The organism is Mizugakiibacter sp., assembly GCF_039680435.1.
Lineage (GTDB): Bacteria > Pseudomonadota > Gammaproteobacteria > Xanthomonadales > Rhodanobacteraceae > Mizugakiibacter.
Genome location: NZ_JBDKSX010000111.1, coordinates 41,276 through 51,789 on the forward strand (window position 1 = coordinate 41,276; position 10,514 = coordinate 51,789).

Annotated in this window: 12 protein-coding genes; 6 read left to right on the forward strand and 6 right to left on the reverse strand. The window is 73.6% G+C overall.

Annotated features, from left to right (window positions below; translation table 11 throughout):
- Positions 1-71: 71 nt before the first annotated feature.
- The 4 genes from ABFC67_RS12065 to ABFC67_RS12080 are packed head-to-tail and all read right to left on the reverse strand — an operon-like array spanning position 72 to position 4,068.
- Positions 72-1,004, reverse strand: a complete 933-nt coding sequence (locus ABFC67_RS12065) for a hypothetical protein (protein WP_346738276.1) — start codon at positions 1,002-1,004, stop codon at positions 72-74.
- Between the two features lie 46 nt (positions 1,005-1,050).
- Complete coding sequence (locus tag ABFC67_RS12070) at positions 1,051-2,160, reverse strand: ABC transporter permease (RefSeq protein ID WP_346738277.1); 1,110 nt, start codon at positions 2,158-2,160, stop codon at positions 1,051-1,053.
- Positions 2,157-3,086, reverse strand: a complete 930-nt coding sequence (locus ABFC67_RS12075) for an ABC transporter ATP-binding protein (RefSeq protein WP_346738289.1) — start codon at positions 3,084-3,086, stop codon at positions 2,157-2,159. Before ABFC67_RS12075 ends, ABFC67_RS12070 begins: the two co-directional genes overlap by 4 nt.
- 13 nt (positions 3,087-3,099) lie before the next feature.
- Entirely contained in the window at positions 3,100-4,068 is a 969-nt protein-coding gene (locus tag ABFC67_RS12080; protein ID WP_346738278.1) for an HlyD family efflux transporter periplasmic adaptor subunit, read from the reverse strand.
- A 108-nt stretch (positions 4,069-4,176) separates the two neighbouring features.
- On the opposite strand from ABFC67_RS12080, the gene dusA reads away from it, so the two are divergent.
- From dusA to ABFC67_RS12105, 5 genes are all read left to right on the forward strand, one after another.
- Positions 4,177-5,172: a tRNA dihydrouridine(20/20a) synthase DusA gene (gene dusA, locus ABFC67_RS12085; RefSeq protein ID WP_346738279.1), complete on the forward strand. Its 996-nt coding sequence runs from the start codon at positions 4,177-4,179 to the stop codon at positions 5,170-5,172.
- Positions 5,169-6,083 (forward strand): arginine deiminase-related protein, encoded by a 915-nt coding sequence (locus tag ABFC67_RS12090; protein WP_346738280.1) that lies wholly within the window; start codon positions 5,169-5,171, stop codon positions 6,081-6,083. The genes dusA and ABFC67_RS12090 overlap by 4 nt, the downstream gene beginning before the upstream one ends.
- Before the next feature lie 202 nt (positions 6,084-6,285).
- Entirely contained in the window at positions 6,286-6,558 is a 273-nt protein-coding gene (locus ABFC67_RS12095) for a hypothetical protein (protein WP_346738281.1), read from the forward strand.
- The gene (locus tag ABFC67_RS12100) at positions 6,558-7,250 is read left to right on the forward strand and encodes a response regulator transcription factor (protein ID WP_346738282.1); all 693 of its coding nucleotides are present in this window, start codon (positions 6,558-6,560) and stop codon (positions 7,248-7,250) included. Before ABFC67_RS12095 ends, ABFC67_RS12100 begins: the two co-directional genes overlap by 1 nt.
- Positions 7,247-8,623, forward strand: coding sequence for an ATP-binding protein (locus tag ABFC67_RS12105; protein ID WP_346738283.1), 1,377 nt, complete (start codon positions 7,247-7,249; stop codon positions 8,621-8,623). The genes ABFC67_RS12100 and ABFC67_RS12105 overlap by 4 nt, the downstream gene beginning before the upstream one ends.
- Positions 8,624-8,764: 141 nt before the next feature.
- Here the strand turns inward: ABFC67_RS12105 and ABFC67_RS12110 are convergent, their stop codons facing one another.
- Together ABFC67_RS12110 and ABFC67_RS12115 are read right to left on the reverse strand one after the other, a co-directional pair.
- Positions 8,765-9,532 carry a M90 family metallopeptidase gene (locus tag ABFC67_RS12110; RefSeq protein ID WP_346738284.1) on the reverse strand — a complete coding sequence of 256 codons (768 nt, stop codon included), beginning with the start codon at positions 9,530-9,532 and terminating at the stop codon, positions 8,765-8,767.
- Between the two features lie 238 nt (positions 9,533-9,770).
- On the reverse strand, positions 9,771-10,169 hold the full coding sequence (locus tag ABFC67_RS12115) for a hypothetical protein (protein WP_346738285.1): 399 nt from the start codon (positions 10,167-10,169) through the stop codon (positions 9,771-9,773).
- Positions 10,170-10,295: 126 nt separating this feature from the next.
- Between ABFC67_RS12115 and ABFC67_RS12120 the strand changes: the two genes are divergently transcribed.
- Positions 10,296-10,514 (forward strand): hypothetical protein (locus ABFC67_RS12120; RefSeq protein WP_346738286.1); only part of this gene is annotated, 219 nt, incomplete at its 3' end.

Genomic DNA, 10,514 nt, shown 5'->3' on the forward strand with positions numbered 1-10,514 from the left:
CGCCGCCGACGGGCGATGCGCGGCCGCGAGGCGGATCCGCGCTGCGGCGCGCGTCCGCCGCCGCGCCGGCCTCAGCGCGACCACCACGCGCCCGGGTAGTACACGCCCGGCTGCGGGCGCTCGCGGAACACGTCCTTGCGGAAGCGGAACAGCTCGGCGGGACGGCCGCCGGTGCTGCAGTCGCGCTCGCCGGTGCCTTCGACCAGGCCGGCGCTCTCGACCAGGCGGCGGAAGTTCTGCGTGTGCAGGCGGTTGCCGGCCAGCGCCTCGACCACGTGCTGCAGTTGCGACAGCGTGAAGCGGTCCGGCAGCAGCTCGAACACCACCGGGCGGTAGCGGATCTTGCCGCGCAGCCGGCCCAGCGCGGTGGCGAGGATGCGGCGGTGGTCGAGCGCCAGCGCGCGGCCGGTGCCGGCGGGCAGCGCGGCGTCGCCGTCCTGGTCGCGCCGCGCCTCGGCCACCAGGCCGGCTTCCCACAGCAGCTCGTAGCGCTCAAGCGTGCGCTCGGGATCCCACGGCGCGCCGCCCAGGCCGAAGGTGAGGTCGATGCGCTGGCGCCGACGCGCGTCGTCGCCGGCCCAGGCGTACAGGCGCGGCGCCAGGTCGCGCTCGATCAGCGCGGGGCGGTCGTGGCGCCAGTCCTCCCACGGCAGGAACGCGTAGACGTCGCGCCAGTGCGCGTCGAAGGTCGGCGGCAGCGCCTGCTCGCGCACCAGCGCGAGATAGGCCACCGAGATCACGCGCGCGCCGCCGGCGCGCTCGCGCGGATCGCGGAAGCGGTCGCCGAAGCTGTACAGCTGCTCGACGTAGCCGAGGCCGAAGCCGGTCGAGCGCACCACCCAGTCGCGCACGCCGCGCTCCAGCGTCTGGTGGCGTTCGAGGTCGAGCAGGCCCGACGGCAGCGCGTCGGCGTCGCCGCCGCGCGCGGTGAGCACGCGCGGCGTACCGCCGGTGACCGCCACGATCACCGCATCCAGCCCGATCACCACCCCCGTTTCGCTCATGCGCGCAGCATAGCGGGCGCGCGCTTCGCGCCCAAGGCAGCGGCGCCTAGTCGAGCCGCTTGTGGAAGCGCAGCGTGGCCAGCGTCAGCATCACCGCGGCGAACGCCAGCAGCGCCAGCAATTCGCGCCACAGGTCGGCGAAGCCGGCCGCGCGCAGCACGATGCCGCGCACCAGGCGGATGAAGTGGGTCAGCGGGAAGGTTTCCGCCAACCACTGCGCCGCGCGCGGCATGCCGCCGAACGGGAACATGAAGCCGGACAGCAGGATCTGCGGCAGGAAGGTGAAGAACGCCAGCTGCATGGCCTGGAACTGGCTCTTCGCCAGCGTCGACAGGAACACGCCCAGCGCCAGGCAGGCGACGATGAACACCAGCGCCGCGACGTACAGGTCCACGAGCGAGCCGCGCACCGGCACGCCGAAGATGGCGATACCGAGCAGCAGCACCAGCGTGGCCTGCACCAGGCCGATGCCGACGAACGGCAGCACCTTGCCGATGGTCAGCTCGAGCGGCGACAGCGGCGTGGCAATCAGGAACTCGAGGTTGCCGCGTTCGCGCTCGCGCACCAGCGCCATCGCCGTGAACAGCACCATGGTCATGGTCAGGATCACGCCGATCAGGCTGGGCACGGTGTTCAGCGGCGCGCGCCGCTGCGGGTTGTACCAGTTGACGATCTCGACCTGGCCTTGCGGCACCGCCGCGTGCAGCGGCGACAGCAGCGTGGTCACCGACAGCCCGGCGAGCTGGCGCGCCGCCTGCTGCACCACCTGGTCGGAGCCGTCGACCACCATCTGCACCGCGGCGCGGTCGCGGTCGGCGAGGCGGCGCTCGAAATCGCGCGGGATCACCAGCGCGGCGCTGACGCGGCCCTCGCGCAGCAGCGCGTCGATCTGCGCGGGCGAGTCCAGCCGGTAGCGGAAGTCGAACACCTGCGACTGCGCCAGCTCCGCGACCAGCTCGCGCGCGTTGCGCGTGTGCGCCTGGTCGAGCACGGCGGCGTCGAGGTGGCGCACGTCCAGGTTGATGGCGTAGCCGAACAGCAAGAGCTGCATGGTCGGGATGCCGACGATCATGGCGAAGGTCAGGCGGTCGCGGCGCAGCTGGCGCAGCTCCTTGACCACGATCGCCCACAGGCGGCGCGGGCTGAAGGCGTTCATGCGGCCTCCCCGTCGGCATGGCGCGGCCGCTGCGTGGCGGCGACGAACACGTCCTCGAGGTTGGGCGGCGTCGGCACCACGCGCGCGTCGATGCCGGCCGCGGCCAGCGCGCGCTGCAGTGCCGTCGCCTCCGCGGCGCCGTCCTGCGCCAGCACGCGCAGGCTGGCGCCGATCTGCGCGGTCGCCAGCACGCCGGGTGTGCCGGCCAGCGCCTGCTGCGCCGCGCGCGGCGCCGCGCATTCGACCAGGAAGGTCTGCCCGGGCAGGCCGTCCATCAGCGCGCGCGGGTTGCCGTCGGCGGCCAGCCGGCCGCGGTCGAGGATGGCCAGGCGATGGCAGCGCTCGGCCTCGTCCATGTAGTGCGTGGAGACCAGCAGGGTGGTGCCGGCGTCGGCCAGCTCGAACAGCGAGTCCCAGAATTCGCGCCGCGACTGCGGGTCGACCGCGCTGGTCGGCTCGTCGAGGAACAGCAGCGCCGGTTCGTGCAGCACCGCCGCGGCCAGCGCCAGGCGCTGCCGCTGGCCGCCGCTGAGCGTGCCGGCGAGCTGGTTGCGCATGCCGGCCAGCGCGTAGCGCCGCAGCAGCGCCTCGACGCGCACCTTCGCCGCGGCGCGGGCGAGGTCGTGCACGCTGGCGACGAAGTGCAGGTTCTCGCCGACGGTGAGGTCGTCGTACAGCGCGAACCGCTGCGTCATGTAGCCGACGCTGCGCTTCAGCGCCTCGGCCTCCTGCGGGATGCGGTGGCCGAGCACCTCGATCTCGCCGGCGCTGGGCAGCAGCAGCCCGCACAGCATGCGGATGGTGGTGGACTTGCCGGAGCCGTTCGGGCCAAGGAAGCCGTAGACCTCGCCGCGGCGCACTACGAGGTCGAGCGCATCGACCGCCACCAGCGTGCCGAAGCGCCGCGTCAGGCCGCGCGCGCGGATCGCCGGGCGTTCGTCAGGGGCGTTCATCGCCCACCCGTTCCGCACGGCAGGGCAGGCCGGCCGGCAACGCGCGCGCGGCGTCGCCCTGCAGCACCAGCTCGGCGCGATAGACCAGGCGGCCGGCGTCCTCGCCGGACAGCGCGTAGTAGGGCGTGAACGCCGGATCGCTGCGCACGCTGCGCAGCACCGCGTCGAACGGCTGCGCGACGCCGTCGACGTGCACGCGGTAATGCTGCCCCGGCTGCGCGCCGGCGCGCAGGCGCTCCGGCACGTACACGCGCGCGTAGGGCGCGTCGCCGGCGAGCAGGCTGGCCAGCGTGCCGCCGGTCGCCGGCTGGTCGCCGAGCCGGTACGGCAGCGCGTCGACGCGGCCGTTGCGCGGCGCGCGCACGTCGAGGCGCGCGCGCTTCACCTGCAGCGCTTCGGCCTGCGCGCGCGCGGCGGCCAGCGCGGCCTCGGCCTGCGCGATGTCCTCCGGACGCGTGCCGTGCAGCAGCTCGTCGAGCTGCGCGCGCGCCGCGCGTGCCACGGCGCGCGCCATGCGCAGGCTGGTTTCGGCGTTGTCGAGGTCGGCCTGCGCGTTCAAGCCTTGTTGGCGCAGCGCGGCGGCGCGGTCGCGCACGCGCTGGGCATTGGCGGCGTCGCTCTCGGCGCGCGCGAGCTGCGCGCGGTCGGCGTCGATGGTCTCGATGCGCGCGCCGTGGCGCAGCTCGTCGAGATTGGCGGCGAGGCGCGCCGCGTCGGCCCGCGCCGCGGCCAGCTCGGCGTCGGTGCGGCGCGGGTCGAGGCGCAGCAGCAGTTGGCCCCGGCGCACCGCGTCGCCTTCCTTGACGTCCAGCGCGATCACCGGCTCGGACACCTCGGCGAGCACCGCGATGCGGTCCCATTCCAGCGTGCCGGGCATGCTGTCGGCGGACGTGTGCGCGCACGCGGCGACGGCGAGCAGCGCGAGCGGCAGGAAGCGTTCAAGCGGAAGGCGCATCGGGCGGCTCCAGGCCGTGTTGCAGCGGGCCCAGCATAGGGCGGGTCGGGCGATCCGTGTCGATCCCGTTCCGGCGTGGCGGCGCCGCGCCTCGGCTACACTGCGCGGATGACGTTCCGCCCCGACCCCGCCGCATGGCGCCTGTGCGTGGCGCCGATGATGGACTGGACCGATCGGCACTGCCGGTACTTCCATCGGCTGCTCAGTCCGCACGCGCGCCTGTACACCGAGATGGTGACCTCGGCCGCATTGGTGCACGGCGACCGCCTGCACCTGCTCGAGCACAGCCACGAGGAACACCCGATCGCGCTGCAGCTCGGCGGCAGCGAGCCGGCCGAACTGGCGCAGGCGGCGCGTCACGGTGCCGCGGCGGGCTACGACGAGATCAACCTCAACGTCGGCTGCCCGTCCGACCGCGTGCAGTCGGGGCGCTTCGGCGCCTGCCTGATGCGCGAGCCGGCGCTGGTCGCCGACTGCGTGCGCGCGATGCGCGAGGCGGTGGAGGTGCCGGTGACAGTGAAGTGCCGCATCGGCGTGGACGAGCAGGATGAATACGCCGACCTGCAGCGCTTCGCCGAGGCGATGCTCGGCGCCGGCGTCGAGGTGCTGGTGGTGCACGCGCGCAAGGCCTGGCTGCAGGGGCTGTCGCCGAAGCAGAACCGCGAGGTGCCGCCGCTCGACTACGCGCGCGTGTACCGGCTGAAGCGCGAGTTCCCGCAGCTCACGGTGGTGATCAACGGCGGCATCACCGCGCTCGCGCAGCTGCGCGGGCATCTGGCCCACGTCGACGGCGCGATGCTGGGCCGCGCCGCCTACCACGATCCGTATCTGCTGGCCGAAGCCGACGCCGCGCTGTGGGGCGGCACGCCGCCGACGCGCGAGGCGGCGCTGCGCGCGATGCGCGTCTACGTCGAGGCCGAGCTGGCGCGCGGCACGCGCCTGAAGCACATCGCGCGGCATCTGCTCGGGCTTTATCACGGCCAGCCGGGCGGGCGCGCGTTCCGCCGCATCCTCAGCGAGCGCGCGCACCGCGACGACGCCGGCTGGGAGGTGGTCGAAGCGGCGCTGGACGCCGTGCAGGCGCCGGCGCGCGACGCCGCATGATCGTCGCCTCCGCCGCCGACTTCCTCGCCGCGTATGCGCCCGAGCGCTACCCGCCGCGCGCGCCGGCAACGCCGCGCGGCGCGTTCCTGGTCACGCCGCTGGGCTTTTCGCTGGCCGCCGAATCCGCACAGGACAACCGCTACATGGCGATGGCGCAGGCGGCCGACGAGGCGCGCGCCTTGCGCCAGCACGCCGCGCTGGCGCGCGCGCTGTCGGCGACGCTGCCGGTGGCGAGCTTCCCCGGCGATGCGGCCACGCCGGACGCGGTGTTCCCCAACAACGTGTTCGGCACCGCGCCGGGCGTGGCGGTGGTCGGGCGCATGCGCCACGCGGTGCGCCGGCGCGAGGCCGCGCGCGCCGACATCCGCGCCTGGTTCACCGACGTGCTGCGCTATCGCCTCGTCGATCTGTCCGCGCTCGAGGGCGTGGCCGAGCTGACCGGCGCGCTGGTGATCGACCGCGCCCGCGGCATCGGCTACTGCGGCCTGTCCGAGCGCTGCGACTTGGCCGGCGCGCGCGCCATGCACGCCGCGTTCGGGTTGCGCCTGACCTACTGCTTCGCGCTGGCGCCGGGCGAGTACCACGCCAACGTGGTGCTGAGCGTGTACGCCGGCCGCGCCTGCGCGATCGCGCCGGGCGGCTTCGCCGATCCCGCCGACGCCGAGGCGATCGCAAGCGTCTATGCGCCGCGCGTGCTGCGCCTGGACGGCGGCCAGTGCGGCTGCTATTGCGGCAACGGCATCGCGCTTTCCGGCGACACGGTGTGGATGTCCGAGCGCGCCGCCGACGCGCTGGCGCCGGCGCAGCGCGCGGCGCTCGCGGACTGGGGCTTCGCCCTGCGCAGCGCGCCGCTGGACGAGCTGGAGAAGGCCGGCGGCAGCCTGCGCTGCTGCGTCGGCGAGGTGTTCTAGGCGGCGGGCGTGGCGGCCGTCCCGCTTGCGGGGACCGGCGGCGTGGCGCCGGCGAGGCCCCGGGCTTCCGGTGCGCGCAAGCGGAGGTTGGGGGCGGCGCGCGGCGACGGACGATTCAGCGCGAATTCAATGCCTGCCGGCATCATCGCGGCGACGATCCCGGCGCGTCCGTCCGCCGCGGCCTTGCGCTACCATCCCCGGCATGCCACAACTCCGTAACGTCCTGCTGTTTCTCGCGCTGGCGCTGGTCGCCGGCGCCGCCTGCGCCGAGGATCTGACCCTCGAGCAGGCGATGGAGAAGGTGCAGCGCGAAACCAAGGGCACCGTGCTGGCGACCGACACCCTGCACTACGGGCGCACCACCGTGTACAGCATCAAGGTGCTGACCCCGGAAGGCCGCGTGAAGGTGGTGCGGGTGCGGGCGCAGGCCGACAGGAACGAAAAGAGCGAGAAGGGCGAGAAGGAGAAACGTTGATGCGCATCCTGCTGGTCGAGGACGAAGCACCGCTGCGCGAGACGTTGGCCGCGCGGCTGAAACGCGACGGCTACGCGGTCGACGCCGCCGCCGACGGCGAGGAGGGCCTGTACCTCGGCCGCGAGGTGCCGTTCGATCTCGCCATCATCGACCTCGGCCTGCCCAAGCTGTCGGGCATGGAGCTGGTCAAGATGCTGCGCGACGACGGCCGGCGCTATCCGATCCTGATCCTGACCGCGCGCTCGTCGTGGCAGGACAAGGTGGAGGGCCTCAAGCACGGCGCCGACGACTACATGGTCAAGCCGTTCCACGTCGAGGAACTGCTGGCGCGCATCAACGCGCTGGTGCGCCGCGCCAGCGGCTGGTCGCGGCCGGTGCTGCGCTGCGGGACGATCCGCCTCGACACCACCGCGCAGACGGTCGGCGTGGCCGGCCGCGCGGTCGACCTGACCAGCTACGAGTACAAGGTGCTCGAATACCTGATGCTGCATGCCGGCGAGCTGGTCTCCAAGGCCGACCTCACCGAGCACATCTACCAGCAGGACTTCGACCGCGACTCCAACGTGCTCGAAGTGTTCATCGGGCGCCTGCGCCGCAAGCTCGACCCCGACGGCGAGCTGAAGCCGATCGAGACCGTGCGCGGCCGCGGCTACCGTTTCGCCATCCCGCGCGACGAAAGCGAGGACGAGTGAGCCGAAGGCCGCTCTCGCTTGCGGCGCGCTCCACCCTCGCCACCGGTTTCGCGCTGGCGGCCTTCCTCGGCGGCACCGGCTTCGCGCTCGACCGCGCCTATTACGAGGGCGCGATCAGCGTGCTGCGCGACCGGCTGCAGGGCTACGTCTACGCCTACCTCGCCGGCTTCGAGGTCAGCCGCTACGGCAAGCTGATCCCGCCGGATCCCGACAAGCTGCCCAATCCCGACTTCTCGCGCCCCGGCTCCGGGCTGTACGCCGCGGTGGTCGGCGAGGGCCTGCGCTGGAATTCGCCGTCCGCGCTCGGCCGCGAGCTGCCGTTCGGCGCGCGCCTCGCGCCCGGCCAGACGCAGTTTCGCGGTCCGCTGCAAACCAAGGTCGGTCGCGTCTACCTGCTCAGCGAGGGCGTCGCCTGGGTGGTGCCCAACCGCGGCGAGATCAACCTGACCTTCCACGTCGCCGAGAACGAGGCGCAGTTCGAGCGCCAGCTCGCCGCCTACCGGCGCACCCTGTTCGGCTGGCTGGCCGGCCTCGGCGTGGTGCTGCTGCTGATGCAACTGCTGCTGCTGCGCTGGTCGCTGTCGCCGCTGCGGCGCGTGTCCGGCGACCTCGCGCGCATCGAGCGCGGCGAGCGCGAGCGGCTGTCCGGCCGCTATCCGCCCGAGCTGGCCGGGCTGACCCGCAGCCTCAACGACTTCATCGAGAGCGAGCGCGAGCATCTGTCGCGCTATCGCAACACGCTCGCCGACCTCGCGCACAGCCTGAAGACGCCGCTGGCGGTGGTGCGCTCGCGGCTGGAGTCGGAGAACGGCACGCCCGTGCTGCGCCAGGACGTGCTCGACCAGGTGCGGCGCATGGACGAGATCGTCGCCTACCAGCTCTCTCGCGCGGCCACTTCCGGCCACCAGACCTTCGCCGCGCCGGTGCCGCTGGAACCGCACGCCGAGGAGGTGGTGCGCGGCCTGGAGAAGGTGTACGCGGCGAAGAACATTCTCTGCGAGTTCGACATCGAGGAAGGCACACGCTTCTACGGCGAGCAGGGCGACCTGCTGGAACTGATCGGCAACCTGCTGGAGAACGCCTTCAAGTGGGCGAACCACCGCGTGCTGCTGACGGCGCGCCAGCAGGCCGGGCGCGGCGCGCGCCGGCCCGGCCTGGAGCTGGTCGTCGAGGACGACGGCCCCGGCATCCCCGAGGAACGCGTCGCCCTGCTGCTGCAGCGCGGCGTGCGCGGCGACGAGCGCGTGCAGGGCCACGGCATCGGCCTCGCCATCGTGCAGGACATCGTGCGCGCCTACCGCGCCGAACTCGACGTGGACCGCTCGCCGGAGCTGGGCGGTGCGCGGTTCCGCGTGCGGTTGCCGGAGGGATGAAGAGGGCCGGGAGTGGGGCGCGGGGAGCAACGCGTAGCGTGCACTCCGTGCACGTCGCATGCGCACGAGCGCGACTCGGCGCCCGTTTCGTGCGCGGAGCGCACGTTACCCGCCGGTGGCTCGCGGTTCGGCGTGCATCGCCTACGCGGGTGCCGGCGACGTCCCGTAGAACGCCTCCAGCAGCGCGGCGACCTGCGGCTCGGCGCGCCGCAGCGTGGCCGGATCGGAGAAGTGCAGCTCGCTGACCACGGCGAAGTATTCGTCGGCGCTTTCCGCGGCGTACGGGTCGATCGCGGTGCGGCGGCCGCGCGCGACCGCGGCGGCGAGCCGGTCGTAGCCGCGCTGGAACGCCTCGATCCACGCGCGCCGCGCGATGCCGGCCGGCAACCGCGGCACACCGTCGGCGGCGCCGTCGAGCATGTCCAGCTTGTGCGCGATCTCGTGCGCGACCACGTTGAAGCCGTCCCAGGGCTGCGCCAGGTCGAGCTCCACGTCGGCCCAGGACAGGACCAGCGGGCCGCGCTCCCAGGCCTCGCCGACGCGCACGTCCTCGTCCTCGGTGACGACGCCGGTGGCGTAGTCCTCGTGCGTGCGCTTCACCTTGAATTCGCCGGGATAGACGATCGCCTCGCGCCAGCCGGCCAGCCAGTCGAAGCCCAGTTCCAGCACCGGGATGCAGGCCTGCAACGCGATCAGCGCGCAGCGGCGGTCGTCCAGCCGCGCGCCGCGCACGGGGCTGAAGGTCTTGCGCGCCAGGAACTGCGCCACCAGCGCACGCAGGCGCGCCTGCCGCGCGGCGTCCATGCGTCGCGCCAGCGGATTCGCCTGCGCGCAGGCGCGCCAGAAATCGTCGGGCAGCGGCGGCACCGGCCGCAGCAGCCGGCCCACGCGTTCGAACAGCGTCGTCATCCCGCGATGGTCGGGGCGCGCGTCGCGCCGATCAAGCCGCGCGCATTGCGTAGGGCGGAAGCGCCGCACCGCGGCGCTTCCGCCGGGCCGTGCAACCCCGCTTGGTGGAAGCCGCCGTGCGGCTTCCACCCTACGAATTGAGTCAAAGGGGCGAATCCCTTGCGCAGCAAGGGATGGGGGATGTGGAGGTGGGACCTCGGTGTGTGGAGCGGCGACCCGCAGGCCGCCGCGACGCACCCTACTGGATCGAACCCGGCAGCAGCGACTGCCAGCTCGGTCCGCTGCCGCGCGACTTGCGCGGCGCCGCCGGCGCGGCGGACGGTGTGCTGCGGCTGCGTGCGGTTTCGCGCGCGGGCTGCGCGGGCGCGGCATCCGGGGTGGTCGGCGTGCGTGCCGCTTCCTGCGCGGTGCCGCTGCCGGTGTCGCTGCTGTCGCCGCGGTAGGACGAGGCCGGTCCGAGCGGGCCGACGTGCGCGCCGCTGTCGTAGGGGCGCCCCGGGTCGTGGTCGCCGAGCAGCGTCGGCGCCGGCGCATCGCTCGCCGCCAGCAGGTGATCATCGACGACGTAATCGCGCGCCTGGGCCGCACCAGCCAGGCCGGCACCGAAGGCGAGACAGACGAGAAGCGGGCGTTTCATGGCGCCGGACCTCGGGGTCGTGCGCGAGAGGGTCCGCGGATGGTGGCAGAAAGCGGACGCGGGTGCCAGCGCGTCCCGCTGCGGCGCAACATACGCGGACGCATTGCGCGGTTAGACTCTGGCGCGATGAACGCTGCCGCGATCCCTCCCGTCGCCGCTGCCGCAAGCGGCGGCGCCAGCCTGCGCCGCGCCCTCGCCGCCGGCATACGCCGCGTGATCGAGCGCCGCGAACACCTCGATCGCATCAACGTGTTTCCGGTGCCGGACGGCGACACCGGCTCCAACCTCGCCTTCACCCTCGGCGCGGTGCAGCGCGGCATGCAGCAGCGGCGCGCACGCGGCGCG

Excerpts from the sequence above, each read along its gene's own strand:
- ABFC67_RS12090 (WP_346738280.1), top strand. The coding sequence starts at position 5,169 with ATGATCGTCGCCTCCGCCGCCGACTTCCTCGCCGCGTATGCGCCCGAG.
- ABFC67_RS12065 (WP_346738276.1), bottom strand. The coding sequence starts at position 1,004 with ATGAGCGAAACGGGGGTGGTGATCGGGCTGGATGCGGTGATCGTGGCG.
- ABFC67_RS12080 (WP_346738278.1), bottom strand. The coding sequence starts at position 4,068 with ATGCGCCTTCCGCTTGAACGCTTCCTGCCGCTCGCGCTGCTCGCCGTC.
- ABFC67_RS12095 (WP_346738281.1), top strand. The coding sequence starts at position 6,286 with ATGCCACAACTCCGTAACGTCCTGCTGTTTCTCGCGCTGGCGCTGGTC.
- ABFC67_RS12070 (WP_346738277.1), bottom strand. The coding sequence starts at position 2,160 with ATGAACGCCTTCAGCCCGCGCCGCCTGTGGGCGATCGTGGTCAAGGAG.
- ABFC67_RS12115 (WP_346738285.1), bottom strand. The coding sequence starts at position 10,169 with ATGAAACGCCCGCTTCTCGTCTGTCTCGCCTTCGGTGCCGGCCTGGCT.
- dusA (WP_346738279.1), top strand. The coding sequence starts at position 4,177 with ATGACGTTCCGCCCCGACCCCGCCGCATGGCGCCTGTGCGTGGCGCCG.
- ABFC67_RS12100 (WP_346738282.1), top strand. The coding sequence starts at position 6,558 with ATGCGCATCCTGCTGGTCGAGGACGAAGCACCGCTGCGCGAGACGTTG.
- ABFC67_RS12110 (WP_346738284.1), bottom strand. The coding sequence starts at position 9,532 with ATGACGACGCTGTTCGAACGCGTGGGCCGGCTGCTGCGGCCGGTGCCG.